Below are 19,977 nucleotides of genomic sequence, written 5' to 3' on the forward strand. Positions count from 1 at the left end.
TCCATTGTCTCTCCGTGAATGACCGAATACACAACGAAGGCCGGCTAAATCCACATGCCATTTTGCAGCAGTACGTTCGTTTCGAAATGATTAAATATAATGATCAAGCACAACCCCTATGGAAAGAAGGATACCGAACAAGGTCTGCATTTGGGCGGTTGCTTTCATTGCGGGCATCATCTGAATTGCTTTTGTCTTCATCTGAAAACGTTTGGCAGCTTGAATGGCTTTAGGCAGGCTGGCAAAAACAATCAGCAGCCAAGCCGATTCAACATGAAAGACCATGAGGCCGATAATCCAAGCATAGGAAAAGGCGAATACACTTGCCAGCACCTTGATTGCTTTTTGTCGACCAAGCAAGATTGGCAACGTCAACCGGCCTTTTGCTTGATCGCCTTCCAAATCACGAATATTGTTGGCCATGTTAATGCCACCAACCAACAGGCCAATCGGAATCGAGATCAGGATGCAGTTAAGCGTAAGGGTTCCCGTCTGGATGAAAAATGAAATCCAGATAATAAACACCCCCATGAATAAGCCGGAAATGAGTTCGCCAAAAGGGGTATAGGCGATCGGATAAGGTCCTCCGGAGTAGAGATATCCCGTCAAGATGCAGATTGAGCCAACCAAGGCAATCCACCAACTGCTGTTGGCACAAATATAAACACCAATAAGCATTGCGGTAAAACAGAGTGCAAAAGCGAGTCTGAGAATCGTTTTTGGATGAAAGCCGTCCCGCACGATGCTGCCGCCAATCCCTACGGAATGCTCATCATCCAACCCGCGCTTATAATCAAAATATTCATTGAAAAGATTCGTTGCAATCTGAATCAGCATTGAGGCGATCAACATTGCAACAAATAAACGTATATTGGGACTTTTTACTGGTAATACAAGTGCTGTTCCAAGGGCTACCGGTACAAATGAAGCAGATAAGGTATGCGGTCGGAGCATAAACCACCATTTTTTAAAGCCGGTATTTTTTTCGAGTGCTCGTTCCCCCATCATTAATCTCTCCCACAATTAAAAGATACTGTTATGCAACAATTTAGCAGATTCATAGATTTCACGTACGAAAAATGCTGAGAATTGTCACTAAATTGACATACTCTTGTTCTTTTTTAGTTTATGGAATCGAGAAGCAGGTGTCAATATGAAGAGGGGAATGATTCGTATAAATTGGGAAATTTGTGTTGCACGCTTGAATTTGAAGATCGATGGACAGGCTACCGAAGCGGGCTCAATGAAGATCAGGACTGGGAAGTTTGGACAGGTGTTCCGTTAGAAGGATTTGAAGCGGACAGGGGGTGTCGGTTTAATAAACGTTTAAGCGTGTCGCACTCAAGGCCGGTCAACGTGATGCCTCGACTCATTTTTTTCTTGTCGGGGGCCCAGCTGCGTATATCGTATTTTGCTTCGCGCTGGTTCCAGCTGACTAAGTTAAACTCCTTTGTCCAACCGCTGTTTTCCGTTGCAAGCACGCCATAGTGCTCAACAATAGCGAATGTTACTTCTGAATTTGAATCTGCCATCGTATAATCACCTCTTCGAATGATTTGAACAAATGTTCTGATATTATTGTAAAAGCAAACAAATGTTCTGTCAATGGTTTATCTGAATTTTTCAAAGTTGATCTTGATACGTTCTGTTATAATTACTGCAAGAAACCTTTTATTTAAAGGAACGCATCAAGGAGTTGTGTGCCCGTGTTAAAATATACCATTGCTTTTTTAAAAATTCATGAGCAGCTATTAATGATTAATCGGCAGAAATCACCCTGGCAGGGAGCATGGAACGGTGTTGGAGGAAAATTGGAACCGGGAGAAACACCTGAAGCGTGCGTGATTCGTGAGATTTGGGAAGAAACAGGAATTGTCGTTCATGATCCGCAGTTTCGAGGGATTGTAACCTGGGAACCAGACAAAGAACCGACACAAGGAATGTATGTGTTCCTTGCCAATATCTCAGCGCAAGAGGTTATGGATTTACCACGCGCGACACGTGAGGGGATATTGGCATTAAAGGATATTTCTTGGATTCTTTCTGAGGATAACTTTGGAATTGTTCCGTCCATCCGTTTCTTTCTGAAACATACGCTTGACGAAACAAAACGCCCGGCAGATTACCACTGCACCTTTGAGGGGGACGAAATTGTCCGCGCAGAAATTCGTCCACTTCACGATAGAGTCCTGCGTTAAGGAAGCAGAAGCAGAATAAGCAGCATTAGACAACCAAGTATGCCGATGATAAAAAGGATCCAGTAATCGGCGCCCATCATGACGGTAAGCAGAGGGGAAAGTACGGTATAAACACCGGCAATGAACAGGATGATACTCACAGTCGTGAGAAATCGTACAGGCTTATTCATGTGCTGCAAGCTGAGTCGTGTCAAAAATGCTTTTTTGCGGAAACAATAGAGAACGATGCTGCATATTAGAAAAAGAAGACCGAGCATAACCCATTTATCCATGTCTGATGAACATCCTTTGTATCAATTTCATTCTTCCTATTCATTATACATAAGCTTTAGAAGAAATTGAGAAAACAGAGCTAATTTTTATATGAAAATTGGCTGTCTCGCAAGGGGGGCTCGAATAAATGTAAACGGCGCTCCGGTCGCTTGGCTCGCGGCTCGCACAGGAAGCCTGCACCTGAGCGCTTGATTCAGCATTTATGCATCGAAAAAGGGTGTCTCAAACGTCTGTTTTCGACTTTGAAACACCCTTATTCAACAGGTTAATGTGTGTGAATCGGCTGTTGATTTGATTCATCCGGAAGATCTGCAGTACAGTGCGCACATTTCGTTGCCTTGATCGGGATCGAGGAGAAGCAGTATGGACAAGTCTTTGTTATCACAGCGGTTTCTTTTTTCGGAGTCGCTTTTTGCAACATTTTAATGGCACAGAAAATGACAAATGCGATAATGATGAAGTTAATTACATTATTGATAAAAACACCATAATTTATTGTTGGTGCACCGGCTTTTTTTGCTGCTTCTAAACTGCTGTATGTGTGTCCCGATAAATTGATGTATAGACTGCTGAAATCAACTTTGCCAAGCAGCAGCCCGATTGGCGGCATGATCACATCTGTGACAAGCGAGCTGACGATTTTGCCAAACGCGGTTCCAATAATTACCCCAATCGCAAGATCGATGACATTTCCCCGTGCAAGAAACTTTTTAAATTCGTCTAATGTCTTCATATACACCCACCCTGGTCAAGTATTATAACGTAAATCATAGCATTTTCGACATTTTATTAAAAGAAATCCACATTTAGATGAGTAAAACCGGATCAATCGGCGCATTCTATGCTCAGGAGGTTGATTCGGGTGAAGTATCAAAAGCTGATTTATGCCCTATGTGCAATGCTTGCACTTATCGTCATTGCCTTTGTGCACCATCCGCATTTAAGCGCTAATGCAAAAGATGCTCAGAACGGCAAACTGATTGTTTCATTGATCAATGCCAAAAATGAGGAAATGGGTACAGCAAAACTTAGTGAAACAGCAAAAGGGGTACGTATCGAGCTGGAAGCAGAGGGATTAACACCCGGCATTCATGCCATTCACTTCCATGAATACGGAAGTTGTACGCCTCCTGACTTCATGTCTGCCGGTGCTCATTTTAATCCGGAAAATAAGAAACATGGATTAAAGAATCCAATGGGTCCGCATGCAGGCGATATGGTCAATATCTTTGCGGATCGTCACGGTCATGTGAAAACGGTTCTTTTCAATTCGATGGTTACCTTAAAAGAAGGGAAACCCAATTCTTTGCGTGATGCTGATGGTTCAGCGTTAATTATTCATGAAAAAGGCGACGATCAAGTCACTGATCCTTCTGGAAACTCAGGGGACAGGATCTTGTGCGGCGTCATTAAATGAAAACAAAAAAAGATGAATCGACCGCAACGATCGATTCATCTTTTTTTGTCGAATAAATGTATAGAGGCTGGGCGATGCCTGGTTTTTCTTAGTCGGCCAGTAAGGACAGTCCACCGTCGACAGTAATTGTTTGGCCGCGAATCATAAATGCAGCCGGAGTGCACAAAAAGTAGACGGCTTCAGCCAGATCTTCAGGCTTAACGATACGGCCGGCCGGATTGTGTTTTGCTGCTTGCTCGAGCAGTTCCTCGCGATTTGGAAAATGCTTGAGCGCGTCGGTATCTACCGCACCGCCGGACACCGTATTCACCGTGATGTTCATTGGGGCGAGGGCAACGGCAAGATAACGGGTCAATGACTCGACAGCAGCTTTGGACACGCCGACGACAACGTAGTTTGGAAGTGCACGCACTGCTCCAAGACTAGAAAGTGCGACAATGTGTCCGCCGCCGCTTTTGTCCATTAGTTTTGCAGCGCGCTGGGCGGCGAACAGATACGCTTTTGCATTAATATCCTGCGTCCAGTCCCAATGCTTTTCTGTGATTTCCATCAAGGGACGCTGAACACCGGATGCAGCATTGCTGATAAAAACATCAAGCCGTCCAAATGCAGATTCTGCTGCCGCAAACAGTTGATCAATCTGTGCCAGTTCACCGATATTTGCCTTGACAAGTTGAACCGAAACACCATATTGATGTTCAATTGCTTGCTTGGCTGTTTCCGCATTGGTACTTTTACGGGCGTAATTTAGTACCAGATCGTAACCGTTTTGGGCAAACTTCTCAGCAATGGACTTGCCGATACCACGAGTTCCGCCGGTAATCAAAGCCACTTTATTCACCATGTTAATCTCCTTTAAATTGAACTTACTTCGTATACAAATCGAATCAAGTATAGCAAAAGGTTTCGAATAAGGACAAGAAAAAATACATGAATGAACGCTTGAAGTCATGATCTTTTGTCTGGAATAGGGTATGATACGATTAGAATCTTTTTCGTCAAGAAAGGGGCCCAATCGATGGTTATTGTCTATCTAAGTCTTGTGCTGATTGCCGCTGCGATTATCTTTTTTGTCATTTCTATGATGAAAACAGCGCATTTAATGAATGGATCACTTGCGAAAATATCAAAGACCGGTGCAAAACTTCAGGATCAATCCGCAAAGGTTGTGAAAGAAAGTGAAGCATTGACGGTGAACCTTTCCCGCATTCAATCGGATATCATGCAAAAGAAGGGAAAAGTTCAAGACACTGTAAATCAAGCGAAGCAATCAATCCTAAGTGTTCAAGTTGCCATTTGCAAGGGAAAATCAATTTATAACACCATCCGCGCTTCTAGGGTACAGCGATAAATTTAGGCTCGATGTCGATCTGAACATTGCCCTTAACTGCTTTTGCGATCATACAATCCTGTTCGGCTCTATGGATACAGTACTCAAGACGGTCAGTGCCGGTTTCATCGAACGGTTTTAACAGGTAGATGGTTGGCTGGTGAATCACTTTTTCAAAATGGAGACCGCCGCGCTTGGTCACAACACCTTGTGTTTGAATAGCGATATGGTCATAAGCGATCTTTTCTTTATCGAGGCGAATGCCCAGCGTGATCAAAAAACAGGAGGCGAGTGCACCGAGCAGCAGTTCATCGGGATTGGTCCCGATTCCTTTTCCAGACATCGATTGATCAACGGAAACAACGGTTGAGAGACCGTTTGTTTTGATTTGTCCGCTGCCATCCCATGATCCGTTCCACGTTCCCTTAAGTTTAAAGTGAAAATCTGTCATAAAGTTCAGCTCCCAACTTAAAATAAGAAAAGGGACATGCATTGTTTTTAACGTTATCGTACCATAAATCGATTCATTTGGAAGCAGGGGGAAGGGCTTGTGTCAGCAAGAAAAAAAGAGCTTCAATCCAATACCGTCACACCATGGCTGTGGCTGTCTTTGACTTGCGTTTTATTTTTTTTGATTTTGGTTATCGCCGTGCGCCAGCCGGCTGTTCAAGCCTTAGATCGGGCATTGATTAAAAGTCTTGATCCAATCCGAACGCCGTCAATCGTAGCTTTTTTTTCCAGATTTACTGATTTTGCTTCAGGTAAACGGTTGTCGGTCATTATTGCACTTTTTATGGTGTATCTGTTAGTGTACAAGCGCTATCTGTCGGTGATTATTCTGCCGCTTTTTTTTCTGCTGGAGCGCCGGACAAATGCAGTGTTGAAGGACTGGGTGATGCGGGATCGTCCGCCGATGCACCATCTGGTTCATGAGACTGGCTATAGTTTTCCGAGCGGTCATGCCATGAATGCGTCAACCGTATACGGACTGCTCATTTTATTGGTTCTCCCGCTCATCAAACGCAGATGGATTCGGGTGTTGTGGGTGGTGCTCGGGTTTAGCATGATTTTGCTGGTTGGATTCAGTCGCCCATTTCTTCGGGTTCATTACTTTACCGATATCCTTGCTGGATACTGCGCAGGTGGTTTCTTTGTCGGGCTGTCGGCAATACTTTTAAATAGTGTATATAGGAAGCGATAACGAACGACTTGACCCACATTATGGCGCAAGCACCAAATACGGCTGAAACTTTTGAATAATCGGCCGATTCATAGCTTCTATGATGGTGTAGCTTTTCACAGTATGACCCCGGGTGTTGTCAGCCTGAGCGGCAGATACAGGGATGGGACGGTAAACACATTACCAAGAATAGTATTCCATTCTGTAATCAAAAATCCTTTTTTGACGACAAAGTTCTCTTTTGCAGCTTTTTGCGCAAAAAATAAGGACAGGAAGAGGGCCTGCCCAATTATAGGCTATTCTTTTTAATTCCACTTCTTAATTGAAGGAGCCATGTTAGCCCGCAAGAAAAAGAAATTGCACCTATAAGGATTCCTATTATAGGAATTCCAAATGTCTCAAATAAATAGCCTAAGCAAGCATATGAGTGTTGCATCACTCCTGAATATGTTGAGTTATGTAATGCAAAAACTCTACCCCTAACTTCTGGCTTTGTATGCACTTGCATTAAATAGCTGCCAAGCGGAATGATGATTTCTGAGCTAATTCGCATCAGGAAGAGGAAAATTGCTCCATAGATGAAACCATTAGATTGTGCCAGTAGGGCAAAAAAGGATTATCCGAGTGCTATGTACTTGATAATGAGACTTAATGGCTTGGTTCTCTTTTTTGTTTTATGTTTGACCTATGCTAAAATTAACAGATGATAAGTAGTTAATCTAGGAGGATCATTGATGACTAAAAAAGGATATATTCTGATGGAAAACGGCGAAAAAATTGAGATCGATTTGTTCCCCAATGAAGCCCCAAATACGGTTGCGAATTTTGAAAAACTAGCCAATTCCGGCTTCTATGATGGTGTAACTTTTCACCGTGTGATCCCGGGTTTTGTCAGTCAGGGTGGCGACCCAACGGGTACTGGGATGGGCGATGCTGGCTACACCATTAAGTGTGAAACAGAAGGTAATCCGCATAAACATGTGGCTGGCGCCCTATCGATGGCTCATGCAGGAAAAGATACAGGTTCTTGCCAATTCTTTATTGTCCATGAGCCGCAGCCGCATCTTGATGGTGTGCACACGGTTTTTGGACAAGTAATCAGCGGTATGGCTACAGTATTGGCCATGAAAAATGGCGATGTTATGAAAACGGTTAAGGTCTGGGACGAAGCATAAACCAATTTTAGGAGGTCTTACCGATGCCGATCAGTAATGTTGGGCTTCAAATTTTGCCCTTTTCTAAGGACAAGGACACCTACGGACTGGTGGATGAAGCAATTAAGGTCATTCAAGAGTCCGGTGTAAAGTATGAGGTAACAGCACTCGAAACGATACTTGAAGGGGAACTGGACGAGTTGCTAGATGTGGTGAAAAAGACGGTCTACGCAACGGTTGAAGCTGGTGCCGATGAAGTTGCGGCAGAAGTGAAGATCCATTTTCGCCCTCAAGGAACATCGATTGAAGAAAAGGTAGGAAAATACCGGAAATCAAATCAGTGATTAAAGCAAACTGAAAAGAAACAAGAAACCGCAGCGCGCGATTGCACTGCGGTTTTTGACTGTTTAACAGGACAGCAAGAAGCAGAATCAATCAATAGAACGGATGTTCTGTGTATGCTATAATTATAGGCAACGAAGCGAACGAATCCATTTAGACTTTCAAGAACAAAACAATGATTGGAGCGAAGATAATGTCTGTTCGATTTATTTTAGGACGCCCAGGGACTGGAAAGACGTCAGCGTGTTTGACGGATATTCGCCGCAAGCTGCAAGAGCAGCCCAATGGGGCGCCGCTAATCTATTTGGTCCCGGAACATATGACCTTCAGTCTGGAATATACACTGGCTTCGACTCCGGATCTCGGCGGCATGACCCGATTGAATGTATACAGTTTATCCCGTCTCGCATTGCGTGTTCTGCAACAGGCAGGAGGAGCGACACGGCAGCATTTGAATACTGCCGGTATCTCGATGCTCCTTCGCAAAATCGTTGAGAATCGAAAGAATGAATTGCATCTTTTCCGAAAGGCGGCACAGCAAAGCGGTTTTTATGACTTGCTTGGTGACACATTAATTGAATTTAAACGGTACTGTCTCGAACCGGAAGAGATTGCTCTCCGAGGGCAGCAGATTAAAAGCGACGATGCAGATCAGCAGCTGCTGAAGGACAAGCTTCATGATCTGTCACTAATCTATCAATCATTTAGTCAGGCACTGGAAGGAACCTATATTGATAGTGAAGATTATTTGTATTTAATGGTTGAACGAATGAATGACGCTGAATTTCTGAAACAAGCGGAAGTGTGGATTGACGGGTTCCAGACGATGACACCACAAGAACTTCTGGCCGTCGAACAACTGATGGGTTTGTGTAAACAGGTCACCATTGTTTTGGGAACAGATCAAATTTATGATCGGCTCCCGGACGAATTTTCTGTTTTTCGTCATCCGGCACACCTGTTTCTCCAATTAAAGGAACGCGCGGAGCTGAATGGACAGACCATTGATCCGATTGTTTTGAAAAGAACGCTCGTTCGTCCGGAGTCTAAGGCGTTGAAAAATTTAACCATGCATTTTGGACAATTGCCTCTGCAGACGAGCGCGCAGACCGATGGCGTTCGTTTGACGGAGGCAGCAAATCGGCGCGAGGAAGTGGAGCAGACTGCGCGCACAATTATCGAATGTGCCCAAGTCCACCATGATCGTTACCGGCAGATGACGGTACTTGTTCGCAATCTTGAAGACTATCGTGATCTCATCGAAACGATTTTTGAAGATTATCGGATTCCATTTTTCATTGATCAAAAGCGCACAATGAAGCATCATCCGCTTATTGAATTTATTCGATCTTCATTAGAGGCTCTTCTACAGAACTGGCGCTATGAGCCTATTTTCCGCTGCGTGAAAACTGATTTTCTTATTCCATTTGAATACGATCTGCAAACCGCACGCGAAGGTATGGACCGATTGGAAAACTATGTGATCGCTCACGGTTATTACGGAAAAAAGTGGACCGATAACGTGAAATGGTCTTATCGAACGTACCACGACTTGCAGGAACAAGAACGAAGGCAGTCCGATCAAGAGTTGGAAATCGAAAGAACGATTAATGAATACCGCTCGCTGATTGTGCAGCCGCTGGCAGCCTTTGAAGCTGAGCTGAAGGGTGCCTCAACTGTAGCCGAACGCTGCAGCGCGCTCTATCGTTTTCTCATGGGTATGGCTGTTCCTGAAAAATTGGAACGGATGGCAAGAAAAGCGGAACAGGAACACCGGCTCTATGAGGCAAAAACACATGGTCAAGCTTGGAAAGCTGTGATCGATCTTCTTGACCAATGCGTGGCAACCGGAGGCGATGAACCCATATCGCTTCAGCTGTTTGCCAACATCATCGACACCGGACTGGATGCACTGGAGTTTGCCATGGTTCCGCCGGCGCTTGATCAAGTCTTGGTGGGCAGTCTTGATCGCATGCGCGCTTCAGAACTAAATAATGTTTTTCTGCTTGGTATCAACGAAGGGGTGTTGCCGGCAAAACCGGTTGAACAAGGCCTTTTCTCGAGTAAAGATCGAGAGCTCCTGCACGATGAAGGGGTCACGGTTGCCGACGGAGAATCGGAACAGATGGCTGGGGAAAATGAATTAATCTATCGCGCCTTGACGCTGGCCAAAAAAAGGTTGTTCCTTTCCTTCCCATTGGCCTCTGAAGATGGCGAAGCATTGCGGCCGTCGCCACTTATCGCACGTTTGCAGCGCTTTTTCCCAAATCTGAAACAAACCGTTGCGGCCGCATCGCCAAGGGAACTCTCCGATCAGGAACAACTTGCTTTTATCAATACGCCGCGTAAGACGATCAGTACGCTTTCAGCTCAGATTCGTGCATGGAAGAATGGGTATCCAATTGCGGAACTATGGTGGGATGCCTATAACTGGTTTACCGTACATCGTGAATGGGGCAGTGCGGCAAAGATGGCGCTGTCCGGATTATTCGCGCGTAACGATGAGCAACTTAGTTCCGATGCTGCACGTGCATTGTATGGACAAACCATTCAAACCAGCGTTTCGCGAATGGAGAAATTTAATTCCTGTCCCTTTTCTCAGTTCGCTTCTTACGGATTAAACTTGAAAGAGCGCGACGTCTTTCAGCTTGCTGCACCCGATATTGGTCAACTGTTTCATATGGCGATTAAACAGATGACAACGAAAGTTATGAAGCAAAAGCGCAAATGGGATGATTTGTCGCCAGAAGAGTGCGATCATCTGGCAAGCGAAACGGTAGATACACTTGCGCCAAACTTGCAGAAACAGATCTTGACGAGCTCAAATCGACTGCGTTATTTGCAGCATAAATTAACGCAGGTTGTCGCCCGGGTTGCCCGAGTACTCCGCCGTCATGCGCGTTCCAGCGGTTTTTCACCACTAAGTCTGGAGCTTCCTTTCGGCCCGGGTAAGCCGATCCCGGCCTTGCATTTCCCTTTAAAACAAGGTGCGGAAATGGAAGTGGTCGGACGGATTGACCGTATTGATCAGGCGACGGATGAGCATGGACGGCTACTGCTTCGCATCATTGATTATAAATCGAGCGCTAAGAGTCTTGATCTTTCGGAACTCTATTATGGTCTGGCTCTTCAGATGCTTACCTATTTGGACGTGGTCATCACCCATTCGAAAGAGTGGCTGGGCACGCAAGCCGAACCCGCCGGCGTTCTTTATTTTCATGTACACAATCCGCTTCTGAACGTTAACGAAAAGCTTCCACAAGATCGGCTTGAACGCGAACTCTATAAAAATTTTAAAATGAAAGGGTTACTTCTGGAAGATGAAGAAGCGCTGCTTTTATCGGATCAAACGGCACAAGGAAAAATGTCGGACATTGTTCCGTTTGGGGTTAAGAAAAATGGGGACTTTTATAAAGCGTCTTCGCTGGCAGGAAAGGAAGAATTTGATCTGCTCCGCACTTATACAAGGCGAGTCATGACAGATGTAGGCTGTAAAATTCTCGACGGCGATGTAGCGATTGAGCCGTTTAATCTCAAAGGACAAGTTCCTTGTACTTATTGCCCCTTCCGGCCATTTTGCCGTTTTGATCAATCGCAGCCGGGCAATCAGTATCGGATGCTAAAGAAAATGAACGACAGCGATGTGTTGGGAAAATTAGCGCAGTTGGGGGAGAAGCCGGATGAGGACTAAACCAAAAAATGTAACGTGGACGGACGCTCAATGGCGTGCGATCACAGAGCAAGGGCATGACTTGCTTGTCGCGGCAGCCGCCGGTTCGGGCAAAACAGCGGTACTTGTTGCACGAATTATCCAGAAACTGACAGACCCGAATCAACAGGTGAATATCGATGATTTGCTCATTGTGACGTTTACAAAGGCGGCTGCCTCAGAAATGCGTGAGCGTATCGGCAAGGCGCTTGATCAATGTTTGGTTGACGACCCGAATCAGTTGTTCTTACGCCGTCAGCAAGCTCTGCTCGGCAAAGCATCGATTATGACCCTTCATGCGTTTTGTATGTCGGTTGTGAAACATTACTATTACTTTCTTGATCTGGATCCGGGATTCCGTCTGCTTGATGAGACAGAAGCGCAATTGATGCGTGAGGAAGTTCTGGAGGAACTCTTGGAGAAGTACTATGCAGCGAATGATCCGCAATTCTACCAACTTGTTGATCGTTATTCAGGTGATCGAAGCGATGACGCATTGAATCAGCTGCTCCTGCGTATCTATGAATTTTCGATGAGCCATCCATGGCCGGGAAAATGGTTGGATCATTTGGCTGAAACCTATCACGTTGCGAGCGAAACGTCGCTCGATCAATGCCAATGGCTGTCCGAATTAAAAGAATCGCTCGCTCAAACAATTAACGGAACGGTTCATGGAATGAGAAAGGCGGTTTGGCTTTGCGGCCAGCCCGGGGGGCCATCTGTCTATACGGAAACTTTGGTTGAGGAACTCCATGCCTTAGAGCAGCTCCAAGCAGTAGCTGGGGCAGAATGGCAGGTTCTGCGCGCAGCTGTATTATCTATTTCATTCGGCAAATTGAAACCGGTCAGAGGTAAAGAGGTGCTTCCGCAACTTAAAGACCAAGTCAAAAAAATACGTGATACGATAAAAGCACAAATAAATGATTTGCAACAGCAATGGTTCGCACGGCCGGCCGATGAATGTCTGAAGGATCTCAACGATATGGCACCTTCTGTTGATCTGATTATTGAGCTGGTAAAAAGCTTTATCAGGCACTATAAAAAAGCGAAACGACGCAAAGCTGTACTGGACTTTTCTGATCTGGAGCATGAATGCCTTGCGGTGCTGCGCGCTGAGGGTTCTTCGACCGAACATGAGCGTCCTTCTATAGTTGCCGAACAATTCAGATCGCGTTTTCAAGAAGTCATGATTGATGAATACCAAGATACCAACCGGGTACAAGAGGCGATCCTTCAGCTGATTACAAAAGACGGCGCTAATGGTGGTCATTTGTTTATGGTCGGCGATGTAAAGCAAAGTATTTACGGCTTTCGTTTAGCGGAACCTGGACTGTTTCGTGAGAAATACAAGCAGTTTTCCCGCCCTGATACAAACGGTCAGGTTATTGATCTGTCAAACAATTTCAGAAGCAGGCAGGAAATCATCAATGGAGCCAATTTTCTCTTTCGCCAGACAATGGACGAAAGGGTTGGGGGCGTGGCCTATGATTCTGCTGCTGAACTGTGTTTTAGTGCCAAGTACCCTGAAGAGAATCGTCCAATTGATTTAGAGATCATTAATCGGGCGTCTACTGAGGGCGAACCAGCCGGAGACACGGACGATTTGGACTCAGCAGAATTAGAAGCAGCGGTGATTGCCGACCGAATTCGTGCAATGATTGGCGATGACGGATCGTCTCCGTCCTTTCAGGTTTTCGACCGTTCTCGGGGACAGATGCGAGCGATTCAATTTCGTGATATAGCCATCCTGCTCCGCTCAGCCAGCACAACAGCAGCGGTGATCAAAGAGGTACTCGATCAACGCGGCATCCCGGCCTATGCAGAACTGTCAAATGGATACTTCGATGCGGTAGAGGTATCCGTGATGCTATCTTTGCTTCAGGTGATTGATAATCCAGATCAGGATATACCGCTGGCTGCCGTGTTGCGTTCGCCGATCATTGGGCTACATGCTGATGAACTAGCAGCGATCCGAATGGCTGATCGCCGTTCCGGGTTCTATAAGGCAATGAAAAGCTATTTAACAGAGGGCAAGCAGAAAACGGTTCAACGATTATCCGTCTTTTTAGAAAAGTTAGAGGAATGGCGCGACTTTTCAAAAAATCATGCAGTCTCTGAATTAATTTGGCAAGTTTATCGAGACACCGGTTATTACGACTATGTCGGTGGATTGAGCGGCGGGGCGCAACGCCAAGCCAATTTAAAAGCTTTTTATGACCGTGCACGTCAGTATGAGAAGACAACATTTCGCGGTTTATTTCGTTTCCTTCGCTTTATTGAACGGATGCGGGCTAATGGCAGCGATCTTGGTGAGGCAAGAGCCTTAAGCGAACAGGCGGATGTCGTGCGGATTATGACGATTCATAAAAGCAAAGGCTTGGAGTTTCCCATCGTTTTTGTTGCCGGAATGAATAAACGGTTTAATTTACGTGATACAGCGGAACCGGCACTGCTTCATAAAGACTTGGGTTTTGGTACGAAGTGGATCAGTCCTGAATATCGCATGAGCAGTCCGACCCTGCCTTATTTAGCGATTAAGGAGCGTATGAAACATGATGCGGTTGCTGAAGAACTGCGTATTTTATATGTCGCTGTCACGCGGGCGCGCGAAAAACTCATCCTTATTGGTACGGTTAAGGATGCACTGAAACAAGTTGAAAAATGCCGAGACACGTTGCATCAAACGGATTGGCTGCTCCCGGCCGACAGTCGCTCATCGGCATCAACCTACTTTGATTGGCTTCTTCCTTCAGTTGCCCGGCATCGGGCGGCAGAAGCACTCCATGAACTGCTTGAGGATGAACCAAGTAGAACCTCGGTATCTTTGGATCAATCGGCATGGAGGGTACAGCTTATCCCGGCTTCCGGGCTTCGCCAAAATGACGAAGAAAAGAAGCAGATCAATCAGGAACGGCTGCAGTTGCTGAAGCAAGGCAAATCGATGAGCTCCCATTCTGGTGTTCAGGATGAGGTCGCTGATCGATTGGCGTGGACCTATCCTCATGCTGCTGCAGCAGTATCCATGGCAAAACAAACCGTCACAGAAATCAAAGCGCAGCAGGATTACTTTAGCAGCGGTAATGATGATGCACTGCTAAGCGGCTCGGAACGATTTTCAGCGATTGGGCATGATCGGCCGCAATTTTTGCAACAAACTGCTCTATCTGCAACAGAACGCGGAACGGCGCTCCATTTGTTTATGCAGCATCTTGACTTGAAAAAATCAGAAACCCTTGAGCAGCTTAAGGAGCAGGGAACGGCACTTGTAGCAAAGGAAGTCATCACTGAAGCACAAGAGCAGAGTTTTGACTATCACGCCGTCCATGCCTTTTTTGACACCGCTATTGGCAAGAAGATGCGGGAAGCCGGCAAAGTGATCCGTGAATCGCCGTTTAGTCTTGCATTGCCAACTGATGAAGTATATCCGACATGGAACAGAGAAGAAGATCAAGAGAAGGTACTTGTACAAGGGGTCATTGACGTTATGATTGAGGACGAGGATGGATTGATTCTTCTCGACTATAAAACGGATCATCTTGGCCGATTCCCAACGCCCGAGGCCGCCGTCGCTGAATTAAAACAACGCTATGCGGTGCAAATCCGCTTGTATCAGCGGGCGATTGAACAGATTTGGAAGCGAAAAGTAATGCGTGCCGGGCTGTATGCGTTTGATATCGGCTGTTTTGTCGATTTGACGAAAGGAGGAATAAGCAGATGAGGCTGATGCACACGGCTGATTGGCATCTCGGACGAACGCTGGAGGGACGCTCTCGAGAGGAAGAACAAGAGCACGTCATGGATGAGATTTGTACCATAGCGGACGATGCACATGTTGATGCTGTGCTTATGGCCGGCGATGTCTTTGACACGGTTAATCCGCCGGCAGCCAGTGAAGCGCTGTTCTATGAGACGGCGCTGCGGTTGTCAAATAACGGAAAACGTCCAGTACTGATCATTGCGGGAAACCACGACAGTCCGGAGCGTTTAGAAGCTTCACGGCCGCTGGCGGGAAGGCAGGGAATTACCATTATCGGAAAACCGGTTTTGAAGCCATTAATGGTACCCATCGTGACGACTGGCGAGACGCTTGTGCTTGGCAGCATCCCCTATCCTTCGGAATCGAGGCTCAATGAGTGTCTGAGTGAACGAAATGATGAAGAATCAATCAAAACCGCTTATAATGATCGACTTGCTGAGCTTTTTCAACAGCATGCCGCTGCATTTAAAAAGGATACGGTCAACATGCTGATGACTCATCTTTTTGCGGCGGGAGGTAAGGAATCTGATTCCGAACGGCCAATACAAGTCGGAGGTGCCTACACGGTTCATCCATCAGCATTTCCAAAATCGGCGCAGTATGTTGCGCTCGGGCATCTGCATCGACCGCAGACTTTGGCCGATTCCGCGGTGCCGGCACGCTACGCCGGTGCCCCACTTGCGTATAGTTTTTCTGAAGCCGGACATGCCAAATCGGTAACGATTCTTGATGCATCTCCAGGTACGCCGATTGCGATGGAGCATGTTGAACTCAGCTCCGGACGCCCGCTGGTGCGCTGGCGTGCGGAGAAGGGGCTTGAAGAGGTGCATCAATGGCTTGAAGAAGGCCGTGATACAGAAGCGTGGATTGATCTCGAGATTTGCCTAAATGAGGCAATGAATATGCATGATATTCAGGCGCTGCGCAAAATGCGGCCACATCTTGTAACGATACGACCAATCTATCAAAACAACTTAGTGGAACATGATCACCAAGCGCGATCAAAATTGCCCATTGATGAATTGTTTGTTCGTTTTTACAAGCAGCAAACGAACGGTGCAGTTCCAGGAAGTGAGCTTATCCACATGTTTATGCAGCTGATTGACGATCAAGCGGAACGTGAAGCAGCAGCAGGGAGGGACTTGCATGAAACCGATTGAATTGACTATTAGCGGGCTGAATAGTTTTCGTCAGGAACAGAGAATTGATTTCGAAGCACTCTGTGCAGACGGATTATTTGGTATCTTTGGACCGACCGGAAGCGGTAAATCGACGATACTTGATGGGATGACGCTCGCACTCTATGGCACTGTTGAACGGGCGGCCAATAATACGAGCGGCATTTTGAATCAATTGGAACAGCAGCTTTCAGTCGGTTTTACATTTGAACTTTCCGGCGATTGCACCGTTCGTTACCGTGCAGAGCGCAGTTATAAACGGATGAAGGACGGTGGACTGCGTCAAGCAAGCTGCCGTTTGATTAAACTGGGTAAGGTCAAAGAGGTCCTTGCAGATAAAGAACGCGATCTGACTCAATCGATTCGAAAGATTCTTGGCTTAACGCATGACGATTTTACGCGTGCAGTCGTTTTGCCACAGGGCAAATTCGCTGAATTTTTGACCCTGAAGGGGAATGAACGACGCAAAATGTTACAGCGGCTTTTTCATTTAGAGAAATACGGCGATGAATTGTCCGCACGACTCAAACGTGCCGCAGAGGGACGGAAGCAGCGGCTGCAGGTTATTGTTGAAAAACAGGCGGTACTTGGCGATGCCTCGCGCGAAGCGGTAAAGGCTGCCGAAGACCGATGCGCGCAGATTGCAATCGAGCAAAAGCGGATTTTAGAAGAACTCGAACACATTGAAACGCAAAAAGCACATTTTGAGGACGTCCGCAGTCTGATCGATGAGAAGGATAACAAAACGCGTAAGCTTGAGCAATTGAAGCAGGAAAAGGATCATTATCATACGATTAAACGCGAGCTTGAAAGCGATGAAGCCGCTGATCGGTTGGTGCCTTATTTGGAGGCCTTAGTTGATGCAGAACGCGAAACAACTGAAGCGAAACGACTCATGGCGGAAGTAAGCGGCCGTTATGAACAGACAAAAGCGGCTGTGCAAGCGACGGAAATGCAGCATGCGCAAGCGAAGCGGGCTTTAGATGATCAGCTGCCGAAGCATGAGCGTGACAGGCAGCGGCTGCTTGAAGGTGCCTCTGTCCAAAAACAATTGCAAGAGGAGATCAGCACTGTTGAGATTTTGAAGAGAAAACGCTCGGAATTGAAGCAGAAAATTGATCGCGCACGGCTCGCCGTACAGCAGCAGCAAACACAATGCGCGCAATTGAAAGAAATTCTGGAATCCAATGAAGAGAAACGGATGGCACTCACCGTGGACAGTGAGCGCCGATTACGCGTGCAGCATGCACTCCAAGAGAAAAAAGAAATCGATAGCTTGGATCTGTATCTTGAAGAGAAACGAAGTGAATGGATCGGACTGCGCGACCGACTGCGCAAACTTTCCGAACAGCAAGATCAATTAAAGCACGAACAGAAGCAAGCCGAACAAAAAGCAGCTGTACTAAATGAGCAGAATCAATCGCTCTATAATCGGTCGGTACACCTTTCTCGGTTGATTCGCTCTGCTCGAGCATTTATCGAGTATGAACGAAACAAAATGGAACAGGAACGAGAGAAGATTCACCGTCAAAATCTGTCACGGCAATTGGTGGACACGCTGCGTGACGGTCAGCCATGTCCGGTATGCGGCGCGCTGCATCACCCCCATCCTGCGCCTAATCAAGTCATCTCAGAAGCCCCCTTTGAAAAGAGGCGCTTGGCTTTTGACAAGGCAGCGGAGCAGCTGAATCAAGCGCAACAGCACATCGGGATTTATCGCGCGCAATTGGAACAGCAGGCGAAAGTATTGACGGCATCTTTTGTGCAATCCGATGCGCTTAATCGAGGTCTCCGTGAAGATGAGCCTGCTGATTTTGTAAAGTGGGAACAAGATGGGGTGGACGCGTGTGTGAACCCTATTGAGGTTGCCGTGCGAGAATTGAAACAGGATCTCATCCATTTGGATCAGGCAACGGCTGCATTTCAAAATAAACAGCTGAAACAGGAGACTTTGCAGTCAACCTGTGCGGCGCAGTTCACCATGTATCAGGAAAAGATGCGTTTGCTGAAGGCGCAGGCCAGCGAAAAGAGCGCGTTACGGGATCAACTTTGGAGCAAATGGAGCGCGCAGTATGCTTCTTCTGAGCAGATGCAAGCTGAAGAACAGGAGATTGCATCTTCAGATAAGCAAAGTGAGCAGTTGCGCAAAGAAATTAGTCAATTAAAAGACCAACTAAAGCCGCTGGAGCGGATGCTTGAGAAAAATCTGCAAACGCTGCACGCACTGGAGAGCAAATGGAGTGAGAGCAGTGGGCGGATGGAGGCGGCCGAAAAAGCATTGCAGGGCCGGCGCAGTCAATTGAAAAATTTGCAATTAAGTGAAGAAATGCCGCTTGAGCAGCTGGCATTGGATCTCGAGCAGGACATAAAACGGATCAAGCAAGCGTTTGAGACAAGCAGCCGCGCGGCAGAGCATGCACGTGAAGCCTACCATCTGGCGGATAAGAACGCTGCGAATGCAAAATCGCGATTTGAACGTGCAGAACAAATACATCATGAAAAGTTACATAAGTGGTCGAACCATCTGGAAGCTTCTCAATTTGACGCGCGCGAGGCGGTAATGAACGCTCATCTGACCGATGAGGAGCGCATGCGGCGTACAAATGAATGGGAGACTTATGTTGCGCAAAGCAGGAAGCTTGTATCGGAGATTGACGCGCTGTCCGAGCGGATTGGTGGTCAAGACGTCTCCAAAGAACAGCTCAATGCGATCCGGCAGAAATGGACTGAACGGAAAGAAAAAGGTCAAGAAGTCAGCCAAGCGCTGGGAGCAGCAAATAAAGAAAAGGAAACCTTGATAAAAAATCATGCGTTGTTTCGCACGCTGGAATCGGAACGAAAGCGTAACCAAAAAGAATTGGATCAATTTGAAAAACTTCAGCGTGTTTTTCGAGGCAATGCTTTTGTTGAATTTGTTGCAGAGGAACAGCTTCAGCAGGTTTGCGCTGCGGCATCAAAGCGGCTTGGTGAGCTGACTCATGATCGATATGTACTTGAAGTCGATGAGCAGAGCGGCTTCATCATTCGCGATAATGGGAACGGTGGCGTCTATCGCCCCGTCTCATCCTTATCTGGCGGAGAAACCTTTTTAACTTCGCTAGCACTTGCCCTTTCACTTTCGGAACAGATTCAGCTGCGGGGCAATGTGCCGCTACAATTCTTCTTTTTGGACGAGGGCTTCGGTTCGCTTGATCCCGATCTTTTGGATACCGTGGTCACGGCACTGGAGAAACTGCATATGCGCCGTTTAGCAATTGGCGTCATTAGTCATGTACCGGAAATGCGCGAACGGCTGCCGAGGAGGCTTGTTGTTTCGCCCGCCATACCGTCTGGACGAGGAAGCCGCGTCCACATGGAGATGCTGTAATCTTTTGAAGCAGCCTAATCGAAACGAAAGCATTGTTTATCATGAGGGTGTCTCTTAACGTCGGGACACCCT

16 protein-coding genes are annotated in these 19,977 nt (G+C 46.5%); 10 read left to right on the forward strand and 6 right to left on the reverse strand.

Going from position 1 to position 19,977, the window contains the following annotated elements; translation table 11 throughout:
* Nucleotides 1-90: 90 nt before the first annotated feature.
* Nucleotides 91-1,005: a 1,4-dihydroxy-2-naphthoate polyprenyltransferase gene (locus K7399_RS02905; RefSeq protein ID WP_028977558.1), complete on the reverse strand. Its 915-nt coding sequence runs from the start codon at nucleotides 1,003-1,005 to the stop codon at nucleotides 91-93.
* 245 nt (nucleotides 1,006-1,250) lie between these two features.
* On the reverse strand, nucleotides 1,251-1,532 hold the full coding sequence (locus tag K7399_RS02910) for a YdbC family protein (RefSeq protein WP_028977559.1): 282 nt from the start codon (nucleotides 1,530-1,532) through the stop codon (nucleotides 1,251-1,253).
* A gap of 174 nt (nucleotides 1,533-1,706) precedes the next feature.
* Between K7399_RS02910 and K7399_RS02915 the strand changes: the two genes are divergently transcribed.
* Nucleotides 1,707-2,198, forward strand: coding sequence for an NUDIX hydrolase (locus K7399_RS02915; RefSeq protein WP_128166514.1), 492 nt, complete (start codon nucleotides 1,707-1,709; stop codon nucleotides 2,196-2,198).
* Here the strand turns inward: K7399_RS02915 and K7399_RS02920 are convergent.
* Nucleotides 2,195-2,470: a hypothetical protein gene (locus tag K7399_RS02920; RefSeq protein WP_028977561.1), complete on the reverse strand. Its 276-nt coding sequence runs from the start codon at nucleotides 2,468-2,470 to the stop codon at nucleotides 2,195-2,197. The genes K7399_RS02915 and K7399_RS02920 overlap by 4 nt on opposite strands.
* Before the next feature lie 266 nt (nucleotides 2,471-2,736).
* Nucleotides 2,737-3,204 (reverse strand): large conductance mechanosensitive channel protein MscL, encoded by a 468-nt coding sequence (mscL, locus tag K7399_RS02925; RefSeq protein ID WP_128166516.1) that lies wholly within the window; start codon nucleotides 3,202-3,204, stop codon nucleotides 2,737-2,739.
* 129 nt (nucleotides 3,205-3,333) lie between these two features.
* Between mscL and K7399_RS02930 the strand changes: the two genes are divergently transcribed.
* Nucleotides 3,334-3,888, forward strand: coding sequence for a superoxide dismutase family protein (locus K7399_RS02930; protein ID WP_028977563.1), 555 nt, complete (start codon nucleotides 3,334-3,336; stop codon nucleotides 3,886-3,888).
* A gap of 88 nt (nucleotides 3,889-3,976) precedes the next feature.
* Here K7399_RS02930 and fabL read toward each other — a convergent pair whose 3' ends face one another.
* The gene (gene fabL, locus K7399_RS02935; protein ID WP_028977564.1) at nucleotides 3,977-4,732 is read right to left on the reverse strand and encodes an enoyl-[acyl-carrier-protein] reductase FabL; all 756 of its coding nucleotides are present in this window, start codon (nucleotides 4,730-4,732) and stop codon (nucleotides 3,977-3,979) included.
* A 174-nt stretch (nucleotides 4,733-4,906) separates the two neighbouring features.
* On the opposite strand from fabL, the gene K7399_RS02940 reads away from it, so the two are divergent.
* A complete protein-coding gene (locus K7399_RS02940; RefSeq protein ID WP_028977565.1) occupies nucleotides 4,907-5,239 on the forward strand; it encodes a hypothetical protein in 333 nt (110 codons plus the stop codon).
* On the opposite strand, the gene K7399_RS02945 is transcribed toward K7399_RS02940, so the two are convergent.
* Nucleotides 5,223-5,669: an OsmC family protein gene (locus K7399_RS02945; protein ID WP_028977566.1), complete on the reverse strand. Its 447-nt coding sequence runs from the start codon at nucleotides 5,667-5,669 to the stop codon at nucleotides 5,223-5,225. The two genes, K7399_RS02940 and K7399_RS02945, sit on opposite strands and share 17 nt — an antisense overlap.
* Before the next feature lie 99 nt (nucleotides 5,670-5,768).
* Here K7399_RS02945 and K7399_RS02950 point away from each other — a divergent pair, with 99 nt between their 5' ends.
* The 7 genes from K7399_RS02950 (at nucleotide 5,769) to K7399_RS02980 (ending at nucleotide 19,905) form a co-directional block, all read left to right on the forward strand.
* Nucleotides 5,769-6,419 (forward strand): phosphatase PAP2 family protein, encoded by a 651-nt coding sequence (locus K7399_RS02950; RefSeq protein WP_128166518.1) that lies wholly within the window; start codon nucleotides 5,769-5,771, stop codon nucleotides 6,417-6,419.
* 713 nt (nucleotides 6,420-7,132) lie between these two features.
* Complete coding sequence (locus K7399_RS02955) at nucleotides 7,133-7,573, forward strand: peptidylprolyl isomerase (RefSeq protein WP_128166520.1); 441 nt, start codon at nucleotides 7,133-7,135, stop codon at nucleotides 7,571-7,573.
* Between the two features lie 23 nt (nucleotides 7,574-7,596).
* Nucleotides 7,597-7,896 carry a thiamine-binding protein gene (locus K7399_RS02960; RefSeq protein WP_028977568.1) on the forward strand — a complete coding sequence of 100 codons (300 nt, stop codon included), beginning with the start codon at nucleotides 7,597-7,599 and terminating at the stop codon, nucleotides 7,894-7,896.
* 191 nt (nucleotides 7,897-8,087) lie between these two features.
* The gene (addB, locus tag K7399_RS02965) at nucleotides 8,088-11,585 is read left to right on the forward strand and encodes a helicase-exonuclease AddAB subunit AddB (RefSeq protein ID WP_128166522.1); all 3,498 of its coding nucleotides are present in this window, start codon (nucleotides 8,088-8,090) and stop codon (nucleotides 11,583-11,585) included.
* Nucleotides 11,575-15,321 (forward strand): helicase-exonuclease AddAB subunit AddA, encoded by a 3,747-nt coding sequence (gene addA, locus K7399_RS02970; RefSeq protein ID WP_128166524.1) that lies wholly within the window; start codon nucleotides 11,575-11,577, stop codon nucleotides 15,319-15,321. The genes addB and addA overlap by 11 nt, the downstream gene beginning before the upstream one ends.
* Nucleotides 15,318-16,520, forward strand: coding sequence for an exonuclease SbcCD subunit D (locus K7399_RS02975; RefSeq protein WP_028977571.1), 1,203 nt, complete (start codon nucleotides 15,318-15,320; stop codon nucleotides 16,518-16,520). Before addA ends, K7399_RS02975 begins: the two co-directional genes overlap by 4 nt.
* Nucleotides 16,507-19,905 (forward strand): SbcC/MukB-like Walker B domain-containing protein, encoded by a 3,399-nt coding sequence (locus K7399_RS02980; RefSeq protein ID WP_128166526.1) that lies wholly within the window; start codon nucleotides 16,507-16,509, stop codon nucleotides 19,903-19,905. Before K7399_RS02975 ends, K7399_RS02980 begins: the two co-directional genes overlap by 14 nt.
* Nucleotides 19,906-19,977 lie beyond the last annotated feature (72 nt).

Origin of the sequence: Sporolactobacillus terrae (genome assembly GCF_019930545.1) — a bacterium.
Classification (GTDB): Bacteria; Bacillota; Bacilli; order Bacillales; family Sporolactobacillaceae; genus Sporolactobacillus; species Sporolactobacillus terrae.